The following is a 23,324-nucleotide window of genomic DNA, read 5'->3' as shown; positions in this document are numbered from 1 at the left end:
TTATCGATTAATTCCGATCTCTCTTTCACGAACTACAGTTTTCATACGAGCAATTGCTTTACGCACTTCACGAATGCGAGTTGGATTCTCTAATTGTCCTGTAGCAAGTTGGAAGCGAAGATTAAACAACTCTTCCTTTAAAGCTTTAACTTTTGTTTCGATTTCGGCAGTGGTTAATTCACGAATATCATTAGTTTTCATTAGATTCACCACCATTTTCTTCACGTTTTACGAATTTACATTTCACAGGTAACTTGTGAGCTGCAAGACGTAATGCTTCGCGTGCTACCTCTTCAGATACACCCGCGATTTCGAACATAATTTTCCCAGGTTTTACTACTGCTACCCAGCCTTCTGGTGCCCCTTTACCGGAACCCATACGTACTTCTAGAGGTTTTGCAGTGTAAGGTTTAGAAGGGAAAATTTTAATCCATACTTTACCGCCACGTTTCATGTAACGAGTCATTGCACGACGAGCAGCTTCGATTTGACGGTTTGTAATCCATGAAGCAGCTTGTGCTTGTAAACCGAATTCACCGAAAGCAATTTCAGTTCCACCTTTAGCACGACCACGCATTTTACCACGATGCTCTCTACGATATTTTACGCGTTTTGGCATTAACATATTATTTTCCTCCTTCCTCAGAAGCTTTCTTTTTTGTAGGAAGGACTTCTCCACGGTAGATCCATACTTTTACGCCTAATTTACCGTATGTTGTATCAGCTTCAACTGCTGCATAGTCAATATCAGCGCGAAGTGTATGAAGTGGAACAGTTCCTTCACTGTAAGATTCTGCACGAGCGATATCAGCTCCGCCAAGACGACCAGAAACCTGTGTTTTAATACCTTTAGCACCTGCACGCATAGCACGTTGAATAACTTGCTTTTGTGCACGACGGAATGATACACGGTTTTCTAATTGACGAGCGATGTTTTCGCCTACTAATTTAGCGTTAAGATCAGCTCTCTTAACTTCTAAAATGTTGATGTGTACACGCTTGCCTGTTAATTGGTTAAGAGCTTTACGAAGTGCTTCAACTTCAGTACCACCTTTACCAATTACCATACCAGGTTTTGCAGTGTGAATTGTAACATTTACACGATTTGCTGCACGTTCGATTTCTACTTTAGCAACAGCAGAATCTTTTAAGCGTACATTAATGTACTCACGGATTTTGATGTCTTCATGTAATAATGTAGCGTAATCTTTCTCAGCGAACCAACGAGATTCCCAGTCACGGATAACGCCGACACGAAGACCAATTGGATTAACCTTTTGACCCATCGATTATCCCTCCTTCTTTTCTGATACCACAACTGTGATGTGGCTTGTGCGTTTGTTAATTTGGCTTGCACGACCCATTGCACGTGGACGGAAACGTTTTAACGTTGGACCTTCGTCAACGAAAACTTTTTCAACAACTAGGTTGTTAATGTCCATCTCATAATTGTGCTCTGCATTTGCGATTGCAGATTTTAAAACTTTTTCTACAACTGGAGAAGCAGTTTTTGGTGTGTGGTTAAGGATAGCAATCGCTTCACCCACTTGCTTACCTCGGATTAAGTCTACTACTAAACGAACTTTACGAGGAGCAATACGAACTGTTCTCGCTACTGCTTTAGCTTGCATTGAAGTGCCTCCTCTCATTATCTTCTAGTTTTCTTATCGTCAGCAAGGTGACCTTTGTACGTACGAGTTGGTGCGAATTCACCTAACTTATGGCCAACCATATCCTCAGTGATGTACACAGGTACGTGTTTACGACCATCATATACAGCGATTGTGTGTCCGATGAACTGAGGGAAGATTGTTGAACGGCGAGACCAAGTTTTAACAACTTGTTTTTGCTCAGATGCAACTAATTTTTCCATTTTGCTCATTAAGTGATCATCGACAAATGGTCCTTTTTTTAAGCTACGAGCCATTTTGGTGCCTCCCTTCGTGATTGGCGTACGGTTCTAGAAATGAACCGTACTACAATCCCATTATTTTTTACGACGACGAACGATGAATTTGTCAGACGCTTTGTTTTTCTTACGAGTCTTGAATCCAAGAGTTGGTTTACCCCATGGAGACATTGGAGACTTACGTCCGATTGGAGAACGTCCTTCACCACCACCGTGTGGGTGATCAACCGGGTTCATTACAGAACCACGAACTGTTGGGCGTTTACCTAACCAGCGAGAGCGACCTGCTTTACCGATTTTGATAAGTTCGTGTTGTTCGTTACCTACTTGACCGATTGAAGCGCGACAAGCAGATAATACAAGACGTACTTCACCAGAAGTTAAACGTACAAGTACGTATTTACCTTCTTTACCAAGTACTTGAGCAGATGTACCAGCAGAACGAACTAATTGTCCGCCACGACCAGGCTTAAGCTCGATGTTATGAACAACAGTACCTACTGGAATGTTGATTAATGGTAATGCGTTACCGATTTTAATGTCAGCTTCTGGGCCAGACATAACTTCCATACCTACTTCTAAAGATTTAGGAGCAAGAATGTAACGTTTTTCACCGTCAACGTAGTTAATTAATGCGATATTCGCAGAGCGGTTTGGATCGTATTCGATCGTAGCAACGCGTCCTGGAATTCCATCTTTGTTACGCTTAAAGTCGATGATACGGTATTGACGCTTATGTCCGCCACCTTGATGACGTACAGTGATTTTACCTTGGTTATTACGACCAGCCTTCTTGCTTAAAGGAGCAAGTAATGACTTTTCGGGTCTATCAGTCGTGATTTCAGCGAAATCATTCGTAGTCATATTACGACGACCGTTAGTAGTTGGATTATACTTTTTGATTCCCATCTCAATTTCCCTCCTTCTTTAGTAAGAATTAAACGCCTTGGAAGATTTCGATTTCTTTGCTGTCAGCAGTTAGCTTAACGATTGCTTTACGACGACGGCTAGTAAAACCAGCGTGACGACCAACGCGTTTTGCTTTCGGCTTGTAGTTCATGATGTTCACTTTTTCTACTTTAACACCAAAGATCGCTTCAAGAGCATCTTTAACTTCTGTTTTATTAGATTTAACGTCCACATCGAACGTGTATTTTTTTTCAGCCATCATTTCCATAGAACGTTCAGTGATAACTGGGCGCTTAATGATATCACGAGGATCTCTCATTATGCAAGCACCTCCTCTACTTTTTCCACTGCCGCTTTTGTCATGATTAGCTTATCATGATGAAGCACGTCTAAAACGTTTACGCCATCAGCAGTGATTACTGTTACTCCAGGGATATTGCGAGCAGATAACTCTACAGATTCGTTTGCATCAGCAGTTACGATAAGAGCTTTCTTCTCAACAGTTAATCCTTTAAGTACTGCTAGCATATCTTTTGTTTTTGGTGCATTTAACACTAGGTCTTCAAGAACTACAATGTTGTTCTCAACTACTTTAGTAGCTAATGCAGATTTGATTGCTAAACGACGAACTTTCTTAGGAAGTTTGTACGCATAGCTTCTTGGTGTAGGTCCGAATACCGTACCACCACCACGCCATTGAGGAGAGCGGATAGACCCTTGACGAGCACGTCCAGTTCCTTTTTGACGCCATGGTTTACGACCACCACCGCGAACTTCAGAGCGAGTTTTTACTTTGTGTGTACCTTGACGTAAAGATGCACGTTGCATCATTACAGCTTCGAAAAGTACAGCTTCATTTGGTTCGATACCGAAAATAGCTTCAGCTAATTCGATTTCACCAACCTGTGAACCAGTTTGGTTATATACAGTAACTTTTGGCATTGGAATTCCTCCTTCCTATTGTGAATTATTTGCTAACCTTCACAGCGCCTTGAACAACTACAAGAGATTTCTTAGCACCTGGAACGTTACCTTTTACTAGTAATAAGTTGCGCTCAGTGTCAACTTGAACGATTTCTAAGTTTTGGATAGTAACTTGGTCTCCACCCATACGTCCAGCAAGTTTTTTGCCTTTGAATACACGGTTCGGAGCAACTGGGCCCATTGAACCTGGACGACGGTGATAGCGAGAACCATGAGACATAGGTCCGCGAGATTGTCCGTGGCGTTTGATAACACCTTGGAAACCTTTACCTTTAGAAATTCCTGTTACATCAACGATTTCACCTGTAGCGAATACGTCAACTTTTACCTCTTGACCAACCTCTAATCCGTCCACGTCTGCATCGCGGATTTCGCGAATGAAGCGCTTAGGAGTTGTAGATGCTTTAGCAGTGTGGCCTTGTTCAGGTTTGTTAGTTAACTTTTCACGTTTATCTTCAAATCCTAACTGGATTGCATTGTAGCCATCAGTTTCAGTTGTTTTCTTTTGAAGAACAACGTTTGGATTAGCAGCGATAACTGTTACTGGGATTAACTCACCGTTCTCAGCAAATACTTGAGTCATACCGATCTTTCTTCCTAAGATTCCTTTGGTCATGAGTTACACCTCCTACATTTTTAAGTTATATAAATTATAGTTTGATTTCGATATCTACACCAGATGGTAAGTCTAAACGCATTAATGAATCTACTGTTTGTGGAGTAGGACTCACGATGTCGATTAGACGTTTGTGCGTGCGCATTTCGAATTGCTCACGAGAATCTTTGTACTTATGAACAGCACGAAGAATTGTGTAAACAGTTTTTTCAGTTGGTAATGGGATCGGACCAGAAACTGTTGCCCCAGAACGCTTAGCTGTTTCTACAATTTTCTCAGCTGACTGATCAAGAATACGGTGATCGTAAGCTTTTAAACGGATACGAATTTTTTCTTTTGCCATTATTTTCCCTCCTTCGTTCGCCTATTTCTAAAATAGACCTTCTCCATGGAAATTTCCCCACACCATGCCATGGCAAAGCGGCCGGGTGTGTCAGCAACCTTCCACTTCATCGCAGTCAAAGACCAACATTGTCTATTATACAATGTTATTCGTCTAGATGCAAGCATCTTTTTGTTTGCATCCGCTTTTCTCTACTTTTGCTATTATACATGGCACTTTAAAGAATTTCAAGTTTTCATCTAACAGAATTCATTTTACAATTTCTGGATTATCTTTTGTTGTTTTTATATACTATAGAAGAAACTCGTCAAAACAAAAAAACACTCTCTTCTCCCTTATATAAACGCAAACAAAAAACCTAAGGGAAAATCCCTTAGGTTTTTTTATATCAGTTAAGATTACTCAACGATAGTAGCAACTACACCGTAACCTACTGTACGTCCACCTTCACGAATAGAGAATTTAGTTCCCTCTTCGATAGCGATTGGAGCGATAAGTTCGATAGTCATTTCGATGTTGTCACCAGGCATTACCATTTCAGTACCTTCTGGTAATTGGATGATACCAGTTACGTCAGTTGTACGGAAGTAGAACTGAGGACGGTAGTTAGCGAAGAATGGAGTGTGACGTCCACCTTCTTCTTTAGATAATACGAAAACTTCAGCTTTGAATTTAGCGTGAGCTTTTACAGAACCGCTTTTTGCAAGTACTTGTCCACGTTGGATGTCTTCACGAGCAACCCCACGAAGTAAAGCACCGATGTTGTCTCCAGCTTGAGCTTGGTCAAGAAGTTTACGGAACATCTCTACACCAGTTACAGTTGTAGAAGCATTTTCTTCAGCAAGACCGATGATTTCTACTACGTCACCAACTTTAACGATACCGCGCTCAACACGACCAGTAGCAACTGTACCACGACCTGTGATAGAGAATACGTCCTCTACAGGCATTAAGAATGGTTTGTCAGTTTCACGTTCTGGAGTTGGGATGTAAGCATCAACTTCAGCCATTAATTCAATGATTTTTGCTTCCCAATCAGCTTCTCCTTGAAGAGCTTTAAGAGCAGAACCTTTGATTACAGGAATGTCGTCGCCTGGGAATCCGTATTCAGATAATAGGTCGCGAACTTCCATTTCTACTAATTCTAATAATTCTTCGTCATCTACCATGTCGCATTTGTTTAAGAATACAACGATGTAAGGAACACCTACTTGACGAGAAAGAAGGATGTGCTCACGTGTTTGAGGCATTGGGCCATCAGCAGCAGATACTACTAAGATACCGCCGTCCATTTGAGCAGCACCAGTGATCATGTTTTTAACATAGTCAGCGTGACCTGGGCAGTCAACGTGTGCATAGTGACGAGTTTCAGTTTCGTACTCAACGTGTGCAGTTGAGATTGTGATACCGCGCTCTCTTTCTTCTGGAGCAGCATCGATTTGATCGTATCCGCGTGCTTCAGCACCACCAGCTTTTGCAAGAACTGTAGTGATCGCAGCAGTTAATGTAGTTTTACCATGGTCAACGTGGCCGATTGTACCGATGTTAACATGGGGTTTAGAACGTTCGAATTTAGCTTTAGCCATTCTAAATTCCTCCTTAGTTTATATAGGTTATTTTATATTTAGACTAGAAAGTGAAACTTACGTCCCACTTTCTAAGCTTACATAAGTAGTTATACTTGAACAATCGATAAAAATCAATTATTCACCTTTATTTTTTTTGATAATTTCTTCAGAAACAGACTTTGGTACTTCTTCATAGTGGTCAAACACCATAGAGAATGTTCCGCGTCCTTGAGTGTTAGAACGTAATGACGTTGCATAACCGAACATTTCAGAAAGTGGAACCATAGCGCGAACAACTTGTGCGTTACCGCGAGCTTCCATACCTTCTACACGTCCACGACGAGATGTTACGTCACCCATAATGTCACCCATGTACTCTTCAGGAATTACAACTTCAACTTTCATCATTGGCTCAAGAATTACTGGGCTACATTTAGAAACCGCAGCTTTAAGTGCCATAGATGCAGCGATTTTGAACGCCATCTCAGATGAATCGACATCATGGTAAGATCCGTCAACTAATGCAGCTTTAATGTCAACTAGTGGATAACCAGCTAGTACACCATTTTTAAGTGCATCTTCAAGACCTGCTCCAACAGCTGGGATGTATTCACGAGGAACTACACCACCGACGATCTTGTTTTCGAATTCGAATCCTTTACCTTCTTCGTTAGGTTCAAACTCAATCCAAACGTGACCGAATTGTCCACGACCACCAGATTGACGAGCGAACTTACCTTCAACTTTCGCAGCAGCGCGGAAAGTCTCACGGTATGCTACCTGAGGAGCACCAACGTTTGCTTCCACTTTGAATTCACGACGCATACGGTCAACGATGATATCAAGGTGAAGTTCACCCATACCAGCGATGATAGTTTGGCCAGTTTCTTGGTCAGTGTGAGCACGGAATGTTGGATCTTCTTCAGAAAGCTTAGATAATGCTGTACCCATTTTATCTTGGTCAGCTTTAGATTTTGGTTCGATAGCTACAGAGATAACTGGCTCTGGGAATTCCATAGACTCAAGGATAACAAGGCTCTTCTCGTCACAAAGAGTATCACCAGTAGTAGTATCTTTTAAACCTACAGCAGCAGCGATATCACCAGCGTAAACTGTTGAAATCTCTTCACGGCTGTTAGCGTGCATTTGTAGGATACGACCTACACGCTCACGCTTACCTTTAGTTGAGTTTTTCACGTATGATCCAGAGTTTAACACACCAGAGTACACACGGAAGAACGTTAACTTACCAACATAAGGGTCAGTCATGATTTTGAATGCTAAAGCTGCGAATGGTTCTTCATCGCTAGACTTACGTTCTACTTCTTCATCTGTATCCGGTAGAGTACCTTTAATAGCAGGTACATCTAGTGGAGATGGAAGGTAGTCGATAACTGCGTCTAACAGAATTTGAACACCTTTGTTTTTGAATGCAGAACCACAGATTACTGGGAAGAATTCTACAGAAGTTGTAGCCTTACGGATACCAGCTTTAAGCTCTTCTACAGTGATTTCTTCACCTTCTAGGTACTTCATCATCATTTCTTCATCAAGCTCAGCTACCGCTTCAATAAGTTTTCCACGGTATTCTTCAGCTAATTCTTTGTGCTCTTCAGGAATTTCAACACGTTGAATGTCTGTTCCTAAATCGTTACCGTACATGTAAGCACACTCTTCAACAAGGTCAATGATACCATTGAACTCATCTTCAGCACCGATTGGTAACTGAATTGGATGTGCGTTTGCTTGTAAACGATCGTGGATTGTTCCTACAGAGTATAAGAAATCTGCACCGATCTTATCCATTTTGTTAACGAATACGATACGAGGTACGCCGTAAGTAGTAGCCTGACGCCAAACAGTTTCTGTTTGTGGTTCTACACCAGATTGCGCATCAAGTACTGCTACAGCACCATCAAGTACGCGTAAAGAACGTTCTACTTCTACTGTGAAATCTACGTGTCCTGGAGTATCAATGATGTTTACACGATGACCTTTCCATTGTGCTGTAGTTGCAGCAGAAGTAATTGTGATACCACGCTCTTGCTCTTGCTCCATCCAGTCCATCTGAGATGCACCTTCGTGAGTTTCACCGATTTTATGAATACGTCCTGTGTAGTACAGAATACGCTCAGTTGCTGTTGTTTTACCAGCATCGATGTGAGCCATGATACCAATATTACGAGTGTTTTCTAAAGAGAACTCTCTTGCCATTTGGTGTCTTGCTCCTTCCATATATGGATTGGATTTTTTTATTTTAAGTAGCAAAAAAGCCACTTTATATTGTTACACATGTCAGTATGTCCAGTACTCTCATTATGTAAAACGAGCGCCCGATGAAAGGGAGAGGCATTCTCCCTCTCCACACTTCCATAAGCGACAAATAAAGCGGTTTATGCTTACATTTATTTTACGTTGAATCCTACCAACGGTAATGAGCAAATGCTTTGTTAGCTTCTGCCATTTTATGAGTGTCTTCACGTTTCTTAACAGATGCACCAGCGTTGTTAGCTGCATCTAAGATTTCGTTAGCAAGACGCTCTTCCATAGTTTTTTCACCACGAAGACGAGCGTAGTTTACTAACCAACGAAGACCTAAAGTTGTACGGCGTTCTGGACGAACCTCAACTGGAACTTGGTAGTTAGCACCACCAACACGACGAGCGCGTACTTCAAGAACAGGCATGATGTTCTTAAGAGCTTGCTCGAATACTTCCATTGGCTCTTTACCAGTACGTTCGTTTACGATATCGAACGCATTATAAAGAATTGTTTGAGATTTACCTTTTTTACCGTCAACCATCATTTTGTTGATAAGGCGTGTTACTAGCTTCGAATTGTACATTGGATCTGGTAACACGTCACGTTTCGCAACAGGTCCTTTACGAGGCATATTGAGTTCCTCCTTTCATTTTAAAGTTATTATTTTTTAGCAGGTTTTGGTCTCTTAGTACCATATTTAGAACGTCCTTGCATACGTTTGTCAACACCAGCTGTGTCAAGCGCACCACGAACGATGTGGTAACGTACCCCCGGTAAATCCTTTACACGACCACCGCGAATTAATACTACGCTATGCTCTTGTAGGTTATGACCGATACCTGGGATGTAAGCTGTAACCTCGATACCGTTTGTTAAACGTACACGAGCGTATTTACGTAACGCTGAGTTAGGTTTCTTTGGAGTCATTGTACCAACACGAGTACATACACCACGTTTTTGAGGTGCAGAGATATCAGTTGATTTTTTCTTTAAAGAGTTAAAACCTTTGTTTAACGCAGGTGATTTAGATTTCCATACTTTATCAGTACGACCATTTCTCACTAATTGGTTAATAGTAGGCATTTGATTATCCTCCCTTCGCATGTTTGTATGACCACATATCCAGGTGGTTCATTATTAGTTGAAAACAAAGTTTTTGCAAGGAAGAGCAAATGCTCTCTCCTCACAAAAACAGTTTTAACTTATTATTCCTATTGCTGAAGCTCCCACTTGAATCCCCGAAGCTTTACCAAGCTTACGAACTGATTCAACTTTTGTTATGGGCACGTTATATTGCATTGCAACACGAATGATAGCATGGGTTAACCGCATGTCAGCATCCTCTGCGATGACAACTTCTTTAACTGTACCATTTTTGATTGCCTCCAATGTGCGTTTATGACCAACGACTACATTTTCAGCAGTTGATACTTTTTGATAAGACATATAAATATCCTCCAAAGCATCGTTCAGGAGCAACCTTGATTATAGTAACATTTTGACTCATACAATGTCAACTAAGATTAATTGTTTTTATACAAAATTTATGCCGGAAAATTTTACTGTTCCACATAAACCTCATCGTTTTCTACATTCATGTCATCTTGTGTTGTTTTTACAAGATCCACTTTGCGATAACGATTCATACCTGTTCCAGCAGGAACAAGTTTACCGATAATAACATTTTCTTTTAATCCTAGAAGTTCATCGCGTTTACCCTTAATTGCTGCATCAGTTAAGACACGAGTTGTTTCTTGGAACGATGCTGCAGATAAGAATGAATCTGTTTCAAGTGAAGCTTTTGTAATACCAAGCAGAACAGGTCTAGCTGTTGCTGGTTGCTTACCTTGCAGTAAGACCTTAGCATTCGCATCAGTAAACTGATGGATATCTAGTAATGTTCCTGGTAATACATCTGTTTCACCTGCATCACTTACACGAACTTTACGTAACATTTGACGTACCATTACTTCTACGTGTTTGTCACCAATTTCTACCCCTTGCATACGGTATACTTTTTGAACTTCACGTAATAAGTATTCTTGAACCGCTGTAATGTCCGTTACTTTTAGTAATTCTTTCGGATCAATAGAACCTTCTGTTAACTCTTTACCGTGGCTAATTGGCTGTCCTGGAGTTACTTTCAGACGAGCACCGTAAGGAATAGCATACGTACGAGCTTCAACTTCACCCTGTACAACTACTTCTTGGCGATCTTTAACGTCGTTGATCGCTGCGATAACACCGTCGATTTCACTGATAACTGCCTGACCTTTCGGATTACGAGCTTCGAAGATCTCTTGGATACGAGGTAAACCTTGAGTGATATCATCTCCGGCAACCCCACCTGTATGGAATGTACGCATCGTTAACTGTGTACCTGGCTCACCGATAGATTGAGCTGCGATAATACCTACCGCTTCTCCTACTTCTACGTCTGTTCCAGTTGCTAAGTTACGACCGTAACACTTCTTACATACACCGTGGCGAGTGTTACACGTAAACGCTGAACGAATGTTTACAGTTTCAACACCCGAATTTTCAACGATATGAGCGATATCTTCAGTAATTAATTGATTTTCAGCAACTAATACTTCACCTGTTTCAGGATGTTTTACAGTTTTTCTTGCAAAACGTCCAACAAGACGATCATATAATGACTCGATAACTTCATTACCCTCTTTAATCGCACCAATTAATAAACCGCGATCTGTTCCACAATCATCTTCACGAACGATTACATCTTGTGCAACGTCAACAAGACGACGTGTTAAGTAACCAGAATCGGCAGTTTTAAGTGCTGTATCGGCAAGACCTTTACGCGCACCATGCGTAGAGATGAAGTACTCAAGTACTGTTAAACCTTCACGGAAACTCGATTTGATTGGAAGTTCGATGATACGACCAGATGGATTGGCCATAAGACCACGCATACCAGCAAGCTGAGTAAAGTTAGATGCGTTACCACGGGCACCTGAGTCACTCATCATGAAGATTGGGTTGCGTTTATTCAAGGATTTCATCAGTTTTCCTTGGATAACATCTTTTGCATTACTCCAAATAGAGATAACACGATCGTAACGTTCTTCTTCCGTGATTAAACCGCGACGGAATTGTTTAATTACATTATCTACTTTTGCTTGTGCTTCGTGGAGAATTTCATCTTTTTCGCCTAATACAAGAATGTCAGATACCCCAACTGTAATACCAGCTTTTGTAGAGTACTTGAATCCTAAGTTTTTCATACGATCAAGCATGCGAGACGTTTCTGTAATTTGGAAACGTTTGAACACTTCCGCAATGATGTTACCAAGGATTTTCTTGCTAAATGGCGCCACTTCTTCGCGACTAGCAATAATTTCTTTAATGTTCGCACCTTTTTCAACGAAGTATTTCGCTGGTGTTTCTTTTTCAAGGTTTGAATTTGTTGGTTCATTAATATAAGGGAACGACTCTGGTAAGATTTCGTTAAATATTAATTTACCAACTGTTGTTAATAGAAGCATACTCTTTTGCTCTTCAGTAAATGTTGCGTTGTTTACTGCACTTGCAGCTACTGCAACACGTGTATGAAGATGAACATATCCATTTTGATATGCAAGTAATGCTTCGTTTGCATCTTTGAAGACCATACCTTCACCGATTGCACCTTCACGCTCAAGTGTTAAGTAATAGTTACCTAATACCATATCCTGAGATGGAGTAACAACTGGTTTACCGTCTTTCGGGTTCAAGATGTTTTGTGCCGCTAACATAAGAAGACGAGCTTCAGCTTGAGCTTCTGATGATAAAGGTACGTGAACGGCCATTTGGTCACCGTCAAAGTCCGCGTTGTATGCAGTACATACAAGTGGGTGAAGACGGATTGCGCGACCTTCTACTAATGTAGGTTCAAACGCCTGGATACCAAGACGGTGAAGTGTTGGTGCGCGGTTTAGAAGTACTGGATGTTCTTTAATCACAGACTCTAAAACGTCCCAAACTTCAGGTTGTACACGCTCGATTTTACGTTTCGCACTCTTAATGTTATGTGCTAATCCTTTTTCAACTAACTCTTTCATTACGAAAGGTTTGAACAGTTCAAGCGCCATTTCTTTTGGTAATCCACATTGATACATCTTTAAGTTCGGTCCTACAACAATTACAGAACGACCAGAGTAGTCAACACGTTTACCTAATAAGTTTTGACGGAAACGTCCTTGTTTACCTTTAAGCATGTGAGATAGTGATTTTAATGGACGGTTACCTGGTCCAGTAACTGGACGGCCACGACGACCATTATCGATTAATGCGTCTACAGCTTCTTGTAACATACGTTTTTCGTTTTGAACGATGATGCTTGGTGCACCTAAGTCCAATAGACGTTTTAAACGATTGTTACGGTTAATTACACGACGGTATAAGTCGTTTAAGTCAGAAGTAGCAAAACGTCCACCATCTAACTGTACCATTGGGCGTAGTTCTGGTGGGATTACTGGTAGAACATCTAAGATCATCCAAGATGGTTCATTTCCAGAGTTACGGAATGCTTCTAATACTTCTAGACGTTTAATAGCACGAGTACGGCGTTGTCCTTGTGCTGTTTTTAATTCTTCTTTTAAGAAGTCTACTTCTTTATCTAAATCAATGTCTTGTAGTAGCTTTTTAATCGCTTCTGCACCCATAGCAGCTTGGAATGTGCTACCATATCGATCACGATATGCACGGTATTCTTTTTCAGAAAGTAATTGCTTCTTATCAAGTGGTGTATCTCCACTTTCTGTTACAACATAAGAAGCGAAATAAATTACTTCTTCAAGCGCGCGAGGGGACATGTCTAAGACAAGTCCCATGCGGCTCGGGATACCTTTGAAATACCAAATATGAGATACAGGAGCAGCTAATTCGATATGACCCATGCGTTCACGACGTACTTTTGCACGCGTTACTTCAACGCCACATCGATCACAAACTACACCTTTATAACGTACACGTTTGTATTTTCCGCAATGACATTCCCAGTCCTTTTGTGGTCCGAAAATACGCTCACAGAACAAGCCATCTTTTTCAGGCTTTAACGTACGATAGTTAATAGTTTCTGGTTTCTTAACTTCACCGTATGACCAAGAACGAATCTTGTCAGGTGAAGCAAGTCCAATCTTCATATATTCAAAGTTATTTACATCTATCAAGGGGCCTACCTCCCTTTTAGTCTACAGGTTATCCCAATTATTCCTTAGTTGTCTCAACTTCGACATTCAATTTATCTGCTGATTGATGATCATCGTCATCTTCTGTATCACGCATTTCAATTTCTGTATCGTCGCTAGACATCATTTTAACGTCCATACCTAAACTTTGCAGCTCTTTAATCAATACTTTGAATGATTCAGGAACGCCTGGTTCTGGAACATTTTCGCCTTTAACAATTGCTTCATAAGTCTTAACACGTCCAACAACATCATCAGACTTCACTGTTAAGATTTCTTGAAGAGTATAAGCAGCACCGTAAGCTTCAAGTGCCCAAACCTCCATCTCACCGAAACGCTGTCCACCGAACTGAGCTTTACCTCCAAGAGGTTGCTGCGTTACAAGTGAGTATGGTCCAGTAGAACGAGCATGAAGTTTATCGTCAACCATGTGCGCAAGTTTGATCATATACATGACACCAACAGATACGCGGTTATCGAATGGTTCACCAGTACGTCCGTCATACAGGATTGTTTTCGCGTCATTTGCCATACCAGCTTCTTCAATTGTGCCCCAAACATCTTCCTCACGAGCACCATCGAATACTGGTGTTGCAATGTGAATGCCAAGGTATCTTGCTGCCATACCAAGATGAAGCTCTAATACCTGACCGATATTCATACGAGATGGTACCCCTAATGGGTTTAACATGATATCGATTGGCGTACCGTCTGGTAAGTAAGGCATATCTTCTTCTGGTAAAATACGAGAAATAACACCTTTGTTACCGTGACGTCCGGCCATCTTGTCACCTTCAGAAATTTTACGTTTTTGAACGATATATGCACGTACAAGTTGATTCACGCCTGGTGGCAATTCATCGCCATCTTCACGGTTGAATACTTTTACGTCTAAGATAATACCGCCACCACCGTGTGGTACACGTAGTGATGTATCACGTACTTCACGCGCTTTTTCTCCAAAGATAGCATGTAATAGACGTTCTTCAGCTGTTAATTCTGTTACACCTTTAGGTGTTACTTTACCAACAAGTAAATCTCCATCTTTTACTTCAGCACCAACGCGAATGATACCGCGCTCGTCAAGGTTACGTAATGCGTCTTCCCCAACGTTTGGAATGTCACGTGTAATTTCTTCTGGTCCAAGCTTCGTATCACGAGCTTCTGATTCATATTCTTCAATATGAATAGAAGTGTACACATCATCTTTTACAAGGCGCTCACTCATGATGATCGCATCCTCGTAGTTATAACCGTCCCAAGTCATGAAGCCAACAAGCACGTTACGTCCAAGTGCTAGTTCACCTAATTCCATAGAAGGACCATCCGCAAGGATTTCACCTTTTACAACTTCATTTCCAACACTTACGATTGGACGTTGGTTGTAACAAGTTCCTTGGTTAGAACGAATGAATTTTTGCATTTTATAGCGATCTAAGTCGCCTTTTACTGTTTGACCGTCAACTTCTACATAGCGACGTACCCAAACTTCACGTGCTTCTACGCGCTCAACAACACCAGGATGTTTACAGATTACTGCAGCACCTGAGTCTTTTGCTGATACGTACTCCATACCTGTACCTACAATCGGAGATTCCGGATTCATTAACGGAACCGCCTGACGTTGCATGTTCGCTCCCATAAGTGCGCGGTTAGAGTCATCGTTTTCTAAGAACGGAATACAAGCTGTCGCTGCCGACACTACTTGTTTTGGAGATACATCCATGTAGTCGATGCGTTCTCTATTTGTGACAATGTTTTCACCACGGAAACGAGCTACGATATCTTCACTTAGGAATTCACCTTCGTCAGATAATTTCATATTCGCTTGGGCTACAACATAGTTATCTTCTTCATCTGCTGTTAAGTAATCAACATGCCCTGTTACAAGACCAGTTTCTGGGTCAACACGACGGTATGGTGTTTCAATGAAACCAAACTCATTTACTTTCGCGAACGAAGATAACGAGTTAATCAAACCGATGTTTGGTCCCTCTGGTGTTTCAATCGGACACATACGACCGTAGTGAGAGTAATGAACGTCACGCACTTCAAAGCCTGCGCGCTCACGTGTTAAACCACCAGGTCCTAATGCAGATAGTCTTCGTTTGTGAGTTAACTCTGCTAATGGGTTTGTTTGGTCCATAAACTGAGATAACTGAGAACTTCCGAAGAACTCTTTAATAGATGCAATAACAGGACGAATATTAATTAGTGCCTGTGGTGTAATTGCATTTGTATCTTGGATCGACATTCTCTCACGAACAACACGTTCCATACGAGAAAGACCGATACGGAATTGATTTTGTAATAGTTCTCCAACAGAACGCAGACGACGGTTTCCTAAATGGTCAATATCATCTGTATCCCCTACTTTGTATAGTAGGTTGAAGAAGTAACTGATAGAAGCAAGGATATCACCTGGTGTGATGTGTTTCACATCACGAGTAATGTTTGCATTACCAATTACATTAATTACGCGTTCGCCTTCCGACTCAGGAGCATAAATCTTAATAGATTGCAGCTCAACATCGCCTTCTACCACTCCACCCATTGGTTTCGCTGTTTTGAATCCAATGTTTTTCTCTAAGTAAGGTAAAATGCGATCAAGTGTACGACGATCTAAGATTGTTCCTTCTGCCGCTAAAATTTCACCAGTTTCTGGATCCACTAATGTTTCAGCTAAACGTTGATTAAACAATCTGTTTTTAATGTGTAACTTCTTGTTGATCTTATAGCGACCTACATTTGCTAAATCGTAGCGCTTTGGATCGAAGAAACGAGACACAAGTAAGCTCTTAGCATTTTCTACTGTTGGTGGTTCACCAGGACGTAGACGCTCATAAATTTCAAGCAATGCTTTTTCTGTGCTATCTGTGTTGTCTTTTTCTAATGTGTTGCTTAAGTATTCGTTATCACCTAAAAGCTCGGTGATTTCTTGATCAGAGCCAAACCCTAATGCGCGTAACAAAACAGTTACAGGAAGTTTACGCGTACGGTCAATACGCACATATACAACATCCTTAGCATCTGTCTCATACTCTAACCAAGCTCCGCGGTTTGGAATTACAGTAGCAGTAAAACCACGTTTTCCGTTTTTATCCACTTTGCCACTATAGTATACGCTTGGAGAGCGAACTAACTGGGAAACGATAACACGTTCTGCACCGTTAATTACGAATGTTCCAGTCTCTGTCATGAGTGGGAAATCTCCCATGAACACATCTTGTTCTTTTACTTCACCAGTTTCCTTGTTGATTAGACGCACTTTTACACGAAGTGGTGCTGCATACGTCACATCACGCTCTTTGCATTCGTCTACAGAGTATTTAGGTTCACCTAAGCTGTAGTCGATAAATTCAAGCGATAGATTTCCCGTAAAGTCTTCAATCGGAGAAATGTCTTGGAACATTTCTCGCAAACCCTCATCAAGAAACCACTGATAAGAAGAGGTTTGAATTTCGATAAGATTTGGTAACTCTAATACTTCACTAATACGGGCATAACTTCTTCGTTGGCGGTGGCGTCCGTATTGAACTAGTTGACCTGTCAACTGCTTCACCCCTCAAATCATGAGTATTATAAATGCACAAAAAAATTTGTGCAAAATCACAAATAAATACAACTACTGCTATTAGCGTAGTCTCTTTCTCTTAAAGATAAATACGTTGAGTCTTTCTACCTGCTCAAAAAAGAAAAATGGCTTCTATAAGAAAACCATCATTCTGTTTCATAATCTGCTGATTTTACTATCTTTTCCAAGAGAAACAAAAATATACATCTTTCTCAACGCAGAAAATCATATATTGGCATTGTATAATGTTAACATAGCCAAAAATAACCGTCAACGTTTTTTTGATTTTATGATATAATATCCTTTTTTCTTTTCTACAACCTCAACTTCAGAAAATACTTCTTCTAGTTTTTTTAGCGCAGACGGTGCACCTTGTTTCTTTTGAATAACAATCCAAAGTTCTCCACCTGGAACTAAATACTCCACAGCTTTTTCTAAAATCTCATGTACGATATCTTTACCCGCACGAATCGGAGGGTTAGATAGAATAGCAGCATACTTACCATCTACATTTTCATAGACGCTACTTTGAAAAATACGTATATTCTCGATTTTGTTATTAGCGGCGTTTTCTTTCGCAAGCCCAAGTGCCCTCTCATTCACATCCACCATGTGAACTTCACGACCTTGAAACTCTTTCGCTAACGACAAACCAATAGGACCGTATCCGCAACCTACGTCTAATATATTACCTTTAATATCTGGCATTTGAAACGCTTCAATTAAAAGACGGGAACCAAAGTCCACTTCGTTTTTCGAGAACACCCCATGGTCAGATAAGAAAGTAAATCGAGATCCACGAAGGACAAACTCCCATCGCTTGCGATCACTTTTACTAGAAGGGTCGTTAGAAAAATAATGGTCTGCCATATGGCCACCTCTTTTCTTTACAGTTAAAAAAAAAGCTCGCATGAGAGCGAGCTTTTTTTAAAGCATCAAAAGTTAATTACTTAACTTCTACAGCAGCGCCAACTTCTTCAAGTTTAGCTTTGATTTCTTCAGCTTCTTCTTTAGCAGCAGCTTCTTTGATTACTTTTGGAGTGTTGTCAACTAATTCTTTAGCTTCTTTTAAGCCAAGACCAGTGATTTCACGAACAACTTTGATAACTTTGATTTTTTGTGCACCAGCGCTAGTTAGTTCCACATCAAATTCAGTTTTCTCAGCAGCAGCTTCTCCAGCGCCACCAGCTACAGCTACAGGAGCAGCAGCAGTTACGCCGAATTCTTCCTCGATAGCTTTTACTAAGTCGTTAAGTTCTAATACAGTCATAGATTTAACTGCTTCAATGATTTGTTCTTTAGTCATTGTAAATATCCTCCCTTAAATAGGTTTGTATTGTTTTATCGATAATACGTAATTATCTTTTAAAAAATTAAGCGCCTTGCTCTTCCTTTTGGTCTGCAACTGCTTTAGTAGCAAGTGCAAGGTTACGGATTGGAGCTTGAAGAACGCTAAGAAGCATAGAAAGTAAGCCTTCACGTGATGGAAGAGTAGCGATTGCTTTAACCTCATCAAGTGTTACAAGTTTACCTTCGATTACGCCCGCTTTAATTTCTAAAGCTTCATGATCTTTAGCGAAGTCGTTTAATACTTTCGCAGGAGCAACTACATCCTCGTTACTGAACGCGATTGCGTTTGGTCCTGTTAAGAATTCATTTAACTCAGCCATTTCAGCAGATTCTGCAGCACGACGAGTTAGAGAGTTTTTGTAAACTTTGAACTCAACGCCAGCTTCACGTAATTGCTTACGTAATTCTGTTGCTTCAGAAACTGTTAAACCACGGTAGTCAACAACGATTGTAGATTTACTAGCGCGAAGTTTGTCCGCGATTTCAGTTACAACTTGTTGTTTAGTTTCGATTACTTTGCTCATGTTATTACACCTCCTGTAGATTATATAGAAGATGTACCGAAAGTGCACTAAAAACCTCCATGCCCAACTTGTAGACATGGAGGCATATAGTCACAGAAAAAAGATTCCGCTTCGTATATTAACACCTAGGTAGGAAATTAAGTCTATTGACACCTACTGTCTACGGTACACTAATTAAATTCACAACATAAATGATTATATTAAAACTTCTTTATGAAGTCAACTTCCAAAATTTACGCTAATGTAGAAACGTCTACACGTACGCCAGGTCCCATTGTAGAAGCAACTGTTACGTTCTTCATGTAAGTACCTTTTGCAGCAGCTGGCTTAACTTTTTGTAAAGTGTCAGCAATTGTTTTGAAGTTTTCTACTAATTTAGCATCTTCGAAAGATACTTTACCGATTGGAACGTGGATGTTACCAGCTTTATCAACGCGGTATTCAACTTTACCAGCTTTGATTTCGTTAACAGCTTTAGTTACATCGAAAGTAACTGTTCCAGTTTTAGGGTTTGGCATTAAACCTTTAGGTCCTAATACGCGACCAAGTTTACCAACTTCACCCATCATATCAGGAGTTGCTACTACTACATCGAAATCGAACCAACCTTGTTGGATTTTACCGATGTAATCAGTATCGCCTACGAAGTCAGCTCCAGCAGCTTCAGCTTCTTTAGCTTTTTCACCTTTAGCAAATACTAATACACGTTGTACTTTACCAGTACCATGTGGAAGAACAACTGCACCACGGATTTGTTGGTCAGCTTTCTTAGGGTCAACACCTAAACGGAATGCAGCTTCTACAGTTGCATCAAATTTAGCTGTGTTTGTTTTCTTTACTAATTCTACTGCTTCTGTTGCAGAGTAAGCAGCTGCACGATCAACAAGCTTTGCAGCTTCTACGTACTTTTTACCTCTTTTAGCCATTTTTATTTCCTCCTCGAATGTGGTTTTAGCGGAATAACCTCCCACGTTTACGCCTGTTTTCAGGTATAACCTGAGGATGAGCGCCATCCATTTATTTAAAAACGATAATCATTTACGATAATAAAGGTTGCGAATTGGAATTCCAGACCCGCAACCTTTTTTAAAAACAAATCGAATTAGTCTTCGATAACGATGCCCATACTGCGTGCAGTACCTTCAACCATACGCATTGCAGCTTCTACGCTAGCAGCGTTTAGGTCAGGCATTTTAGTTTCAGCGATTTCGCGTACTTTATCACGCTTAACAGTTGCCACTTTATTACGGTTTGGTTCACCAGAACCAGACTCAATACCAGCTACTTTCTTAAGAAGAACAGCAGCAGGAGGAGTTTTAGTAATGAAAGTGAATGAACGGTCCTCAAATACCGTAATTTCAACAGGGATGATAAGACCAGCTTGATCTGCTGTACGAGCGTTAAACTCTTTACAGAAGCCCATGATGTTAACACCTGCTTGTCCTAATGCTGGACCAACTGGTGGAGCTGGGTTAGCTTTACCTGCAGGAATTTGAAGCTTTACCATTTTAATTACCTTTTTAGCCACGAGACACACCTCCTTAAGTCCGTGATGTGGTCAATTGGACAGTGATTTGCCCTCCCACGTCATATTTTATCTGTAAGGATAAAATCTTTCAAAAAACGTCTCCGATAACGAAGACGTACTGACTTAAAAGATATTATCACTTTTTACAATTCATTTCAAGTTTCATTTTATAATTTTTCAATTTGATGGAAGTCAAGTTCAACTGGAGTCTCGCGACCAAACATGTCCACAAGTACGCTAACCTTTTTCTTCTCCACATCAATTTCTTCAATAGCACCTGTATAATCTGCGAATGGCCCCTCATTTACACGTACTGTCTCATGAAGTTCAAAGTCGAAATCAACCACTTCGTTATCCATGCCCATATGTTTCATAATGGTAACAACTTCCTCTTCTAATAGAGGTGATGGTTTAGATCCAGAACCAGAAGAACCAACGAACCCAGTTACACCTGGCGTGTTACGTACAACATACCAAGAGTCATCAGTCATGATTAATTCTACTAATACATAACCTGGGAACACTTTTCTTTTCATTAATTTTTCTTTTCCGTTTTTCATTTCTACTTCTACTTCTTCCGGGACAACAACACGGAAAATTTTATCTTGCATACCCATTGATTCTACACGTTTCTCTAGGTTTGCTTTTACTTTATTTTCATATCCAGAATAAGTATGGACAACATACCAACTTTTTTCCATTCATTTAGGACGAGCGTCCTTCCCTCCCTGACGTACATTTTTTTGCGCAAATGAAAAAACCCGTTCACCGGGCTTTTACACAGTTCTTATAAATAACATTATATCATGGATAAGTGCTTCTTATTCAAGAATTAACCAAGAATTAACCGAATTAAAGAAGAAATGCCCATATCAACTACTGCGAAGAAAATCGCAAAGAACACAACTGTAGCAACAACAGTCGCTGTTGAGCGGAGTAATTCATCTTTTTTAGGCCAACTTACTTTTTTCATTTCGCGACCTACATCGCCGAAAAAGTTCGTTAAACGCATCTGCGGGACCTCCAGTGTATTATTTCAATTATTTATTTTGTTTCCTTGTGAACTGTATGCTGATTGCATGTTTTACAAAACTTTTTTATTTCAAGTCGCTCTATTGAGCTCGTATCTTTCATAGTAGAGTAGTTTCGATTTTTACACTCTTCACATGAGAGTACAACTTTTTTCCTCATTAGTTACACCAACCTTGTAACATTATGTCCCTAAAAATGTATCATACAATAAAAGACAATGTCAATGACATGCATTTGTACTTTCTACAAAAGAAAACAGGTGATTTATTTTACACCTGTAGCACTTGTTACTTCTTATGAATTTAAAGTTGTACTTTCTCTCATTTCCATATATCGTTCCAATTTCCTCTTTACTCGTTGTAAAGCGTTATCAATAGATTTCACATGCCTGTTTAACTGTTCTGAAATCTCTTGATAAGAACGACCATCTAAATATAAAGAAAGCACTTTCCTTTCTAAATCGCTTAATAATTCAGATATTTTTGATTCTATGTCTGTATATTCTTCCTGGCTAATGATCATCTCTTCAGGATCAGTCACCTTTGCTTCAGAAATAACATCCAATAACGTTCGATCAGATTCCTCATCGTAAATCGGCTTATCTAAAGACACATACGAATTTAAAGGAATATGTTTTTGTCTTGTTGCCGTTTTAATAGCGGTAATAATTTGTCGAGTGATACATAGTTCAGCAAATGCTTTGAATGAAGACAGCTTGTCCTCTTTATAATCACGAATTGCTTTAAACAACCCTATCATACCTTCTTGAACAATGTCTTCTCGATCGGCACCCACTAAAAAGTAAGATCTTGATTTCGCACGAACAAAGTTCTTATACTTGTGAATTAAATATTCTAGAGCGTCAGTATTACCTTTTCGAACTAACTCAACGATTGCCTCATCCTCTAAATCACGAAATGTAACGTCGCCTATACTTACGAAGCCTGCTTCCACCTTGATCCCTCCGACCGCTATTTATTTAGCAATATTATACAGTAAAAAGATAAAGAGCGTCAATGCTTCAACGCTCTCCTCTTCTTAATTTTTCTAATTTTTCTGTAATATCTTTACTAAATATCTTTCTCATGGCGGGCTGCTGTTCTTTCGTGTCTTTTGTACGCCTTCTTACTTGTTGTTCCATCGCTTGTACTTCCAACTCTAATTCACGCGCAGATTTTCGAAGGGCACCTTGCCCAAATATAACCCATTGTTCTGTATAATCAGAAGTCGCAACATATATTTGTGTATTTATATTTCTAAGCTCTATTGCAAGTTGCTCTATCTTTTCGTCTGCAGTTTGATTCTTTCGTGTGAATATGACTTCTACACGAGATTGTTTCATCTTTTTTTCAATACCATGGACTGTATAGGCATCAAAGACTATCATCACTTTTGTGCCTGTATACCCTTGATAATCCGCCATCTTATCAATAAGCGCATCTCTTGATGATTGTAAATCTACATCCCGCAGTTTCTTCAAATCTCCCCAAGCTCCGATAATGTTGTAACCGTCAACGATTAAAATATCGTTCATTT

Annotated in this window: 27 protein-coding genes and 1 other annotated feature; all 27 genes read right to left on the bottom strand. The window is 40.2% G+C overall.

What is annotated here, in order from left to right; genetic code table 11:
• The 27 genes from rpmC to AC0OM3_RS12755 all read right to left on the bottom strand — a co-directional run bounded on the left by rpmC (window position 1) and on the right by AC0OM3_RS12755 (window position 23,322).
• Window positions 1–201, bottom strand: a complete 201-nt coding sequence (rpmC, locus tag AC0OM3_RS12885) for a 50S ribosomal protein L29 (RefSeq protein WP_000855718.1) — start codon at window positions 199–201, stop codon at window positions 1–3.
• On the bottom strand, window positions 191–625 hold the full coding sequence (rplP, locus tag AC0OM3_RS12880) for a 50S ribosomal protein L16 (protein ID WP_000928969.1): 435 nt from the start codon (window positions 623–625) through the stop codon (window positions 191–193). Before rplP ends, rpmC begins: the two co-directional genes overlap by 11 nt.
• 1 nt (window position 626) lies before the next feature.
• Entirely contained in the window at window positions 627–1,286 is a 660-nt protein-coding gene (rpsC, locus tag AC0OM3_RS12875; protein ID WP_000529956.1) for a 30S ribosomal protein S3, read from the bottom strand.
• 3 nt (window positions 1,287–1,289) lie between these two features.
• On the bottom strand, window positions 1,290–1,631 hold the full coding sequence (gene rplV, locus AC0OM3_RS12870; RefSeq protein ID WP_001148024.1) for a 50S ribosomal protein L22: 342 nt from the start codon (window positions 1,629–1,631) through the stop codon (window positions 1,290–1,292).
• A gap of 17 nt (window positions 1,632–1,648) precedes the next feature.
• A complete protein-coding gene (gene rpsS, locus AC0OM3_RS12865) occupies window positions 1,649–1,927 on the bottom strand; it encodes a 30S ribosomal protein S19 (protein WP_000124454.1) in 279 nt (92 codons plus the stop codon).
• A 60-nt stretch (window positions 1,928–1,987) separates the two neighbouring features.
• Complete coding sequence (gene rplB / locus AC0OM3_RS12860) at window positions 1,988–2,818, bottom strand: 50S ribosomal protein L2 (protein WP_000511583.1); 831 nt, start codon at window positions 2,816–2,818, stop codon at window positions 1,988–1,990.
• A gap of 28 nt (window positions 2,819–2,846) precedes the next feature.
• Window positions 2,847–3,137: a 50S ribosomal protein L23 gene (rplW, locus tag AC0OM3_RS12855; RefSeq protein ID WP_001205558.1), complete on the bottom strand. Its 291-nt coding sequence runs from the start codon at window positions 3,135–3,137 to the stop codon at window positions 2,847–2,849.
• Window positions 3,137–3,760: a 50S ribosomal protein L4 gene (rplD, locus tag AC0OM3_RS12850; protein WP_001127258.1), complete on the bottom strand. Its 624-nt coding sequence runs from the start codon at window positions 3,758–3,760 to the stop codon at window positions 3,137–3,139. Before rplD ends, rplW begins: the two co-directional genes overlap by 1 nt.
• A 25-nt stretch (window positions 3,761–3,785) precedes the next feature.
• Window positions 3,786–4,418 (bottom strand): 50S ribosomal protein L3, encoded by a 633-nt coding sequence (gene rplC, locus AC0OM3_RS12845; RefSeq protein WP_000160207.1) that lies wholly within the window; start codon window positions 4,416–4,418, stop codon window positions 3,786–3,788.
• A 34-nt stretch (window positions 4,419–4,452) separates the two neighbouring features.
• Complete coding sequence (rpsJ, locus tag AC0OM3_RS12840) at window positions 4,453–4,761, bottom strand: 30S ribosomal protein S10 (protein ID WP_001040596.1); 309 nt, start codon at window positions 4,759–4,761, stop codon at window positions 4,453–4,455.
• Between the two features lie 398 nt (window positions 4,762–5,159).
• On the bottom strand, window positions 5,160–6,347 hold the full coding sequence (gene tuf / locus AC0OM3_RS12835) for an elongation factor Tu (protein WP_001029614.1): 1,188 nt from the start codon (window positions 6,345–6,347) through the stop codon (window positions 5,160–5,162).
• 117 nt (window positions 6,348–6,464) lie between these two features.
• Window positions 6,465–8,543: an elongation factor G gene (gene fusA / locus AC0OM3_RS12830; protein WP_000090370.1), complete on the bottom strand. Its 2,079-nt coding sequence runs from the start codon at window positions 8,541–8,543 to the stop codon at window positions 6,465–6,467.
• Window positions 8,544–8,751: 208 nt separating this feature from the next.
• Window positions 8,752–9,222, bottom strand: coding sequence for a 30S ribosomal protein S7 (rpsG, locus tag AC0OM3_RS12825; RefSeq protein WP_001137491.1), 471 nt, complete (start codon window positions 9,220–9,222; stop codon window positions 8,752–8,754).
• A gap of 29 nt (window positions 9,223–9,251) precedes the next feature.
• Window positions 9,252–9,674 carry a 30S ribosomal protein S12 gene (gene rpsL, locus AC0OM3_RS12820; RefSeq protein ID WP_001142341.1) on the bottom strand — a complete coding sequence of 141 codons (423 nt, stop codon included), beginning with the start codon at window positions 9,672–9,674 and terminating at the stop codon, window positions 9,252–9,254.
• A 114-nt stretch (window positions 9,675–9,788) separates the two neighbouring features.
• Window positions 9,789–10,037, bottom strand: coding sequence for a 50S ribosomal protein L7ae-like protein (locus AC0OM3_RS12815; RefSeq protein WP_000121837.1), 249 nt, complete (start codon window positions 10,035–10,037; stop codon window positions 9,789–9,791).
• A gap of 113 nt (window positions 10,038–10,150) precedes the next feature.
• Window positions 10,151–13,762: a DNA-directed RNA polymerase subunit beta' gene (gene rpoC, locus AC0OM3_RS12810; protein WP_000567939.1), complete on the bottom strand. Its 3,612-nt coding sequence runs from the start codon at window positions 13,760–13,762 to the stop codon at window positions 10,151–10,153.
• A 37-nt stretch (window positions 13,763–13,799) separates the two neighbouring features.
• Window positions 13,800–17,333, bottom strand: coding sequence for a DNA-directed RNA polymerase subunit beta (gene rpoB / locus AC0OM3_RS12805; RefSeq protein ID WP_000147553.1), 3,534 nt, complete (start codon window positions 17,331–17,333; stop codon window positions 13,800–13,802).
• Window positions 17,334–17,624: 291 nt separating this feature from the next.
• On the bottom strand, window positions 17,625–18,224 hold the full coding sequence (locus tag AC0OM3_RS12800; RefSeq protein ID WP_000763289.1) for a class I SAM-dependent methyltransferase: 600 nt from the start codon (window positions 18,222–18,224) through the stop codon (window positions 17,625–17,627).
• A gap of 76 nt (window positions 18,225–18,300) precedes the next feature.
• Complete coding sequence (gene rplL, locus AC0OM3_RS12795; protein WP_000159736.1) at window positions 18,301–18,660, bottom strand: 50S ribosomal protein L7/L12; 360 nt, start codon at window positions 18,658–18,660, stop codon at window positions 18,301–18,303.
• A gap of 67 nt (window positions 18,661–18,727) precedes the next feature.
• Window positions 18,728–19,228: a 50S ribosomal protein L10 gene (rplJ, locus tag AC0OM3_RS12790; protein WP_000048716.1), complete on the bottom strand. Its 501-nt coding sequence runs from the start codon at window positions 19,226–19,228 to the stop codon at window positions 18,728–18,730.
• Window positions 19,229–19,267: 39 nt separating this feature from the next.
• Window positions 19,268–19,412 (bottom strand) — a sequence feature (ribosomal protein L10 leader region).
• Between the two features lie 49 nt (window positions 19,413–19,461).
• Window positions 19,462–20,154, bottom strand: a complete 693-nt coding sequence (rplA, locus tag AC0OM3_RS12785) for a 50S ribosomal protein L1 (RefSeq protein ID WP_001987630.1) — start codon at window positions 20,152–20,154, stop codon at window positions 19,462–19,464.
• 176 nt (window positions 20,155–20,330) lie between these two features.
• The gene (gene rplK / locus AC0OM3_RS12780) at window positions 20,331–20,756 is read right to left on the bottom strand and encodes a 50S ribosomal protein L11 (RefSeq protein WP_001085872.1); all 426 of its coding nucleotides are present in this window, start codon (window positions 20,754–20,756) and stop codon (window positions 20,331–20,333) included.
• A 167-nt stretch (window positions 20,757–20,923) separates the two neighbouring features.
• Window positions 20,924–21,457 (bottom strand): transcription termination/antitermination protein NusG, encoded by a 534-nt coding sequence (nusG, locus tag AC0OM3_RS12775; RefSeq protein WP_000415794.1) that lies wholly within the window; start codon window positions 21,455–21,457, stop codon window positions 20,924–20,926.
• Window positions 21,458–21,588: 131 nt separating this feature from the next.
• Window positions 21,589–21,768 (bottom strand): preprotein translocase subunit SecE, encoded by a 180-nt coding sequence (gene secE, locus AC0OM3_RS12770; RefSeq protein WP_001241323.1) that lies wholly within the window; start codon window positions 21,766–21,768, stop codon window positions 21,589–21,591.
• A gap of 32 nt (window positions 21,769–21,800) precedes the next feature.
• Window positions 21,801–21,947: a 50S ribosomal protein L33 gene (gene rpmG / locus AC0OM3_RS12765; protein ID WP_014481927.1), complete on the bottom strand. Its 147-nt coding sequence runs from the start codon at window positions 21,945–21,947 to the stop codon at window positions 21,801–21,803.
• A 135-nt stretch (window positions 21,948–22,082) separates the two neighbouring features.
• Window positions 22,083–22,742 carry an RNA polymerase factor sigma-70 gene (locus AC0OM3_RS12760; protein ID WP_000387193.1) on the bottom strand — a complete coding sequence of 220 codons (660 nt, stop codon included), beginning with the start codon at window positions 22,740–22,742 and terminating at the stop codon, window positions 22,083–22,085.
• Window positions 22,743–22,809: 67 nt separating this feature from the next.
• Window positions 22,810–23,322, bottom strand: coding sequence for an NYN domain-containing protein (locus AC0OM3_RS12755; RefSeq protein WP_000997886.1), 513 nt, complete (start codon window positions 23,320–23,322; stop codon window positions 22,810–22,812).
• Window positions 23,323–23,324 lie beyond the last annotated feature (2 nt).

The sequence above is a fragment of the Bacillus sp. FAU20 genome (genome assembly GCF_056033865.1).
The sequence above is the reverse complement of the archived record's forward strand: the minus strand, read 5'-3'. Positions and strand labels throughout refer to the sequence as shown.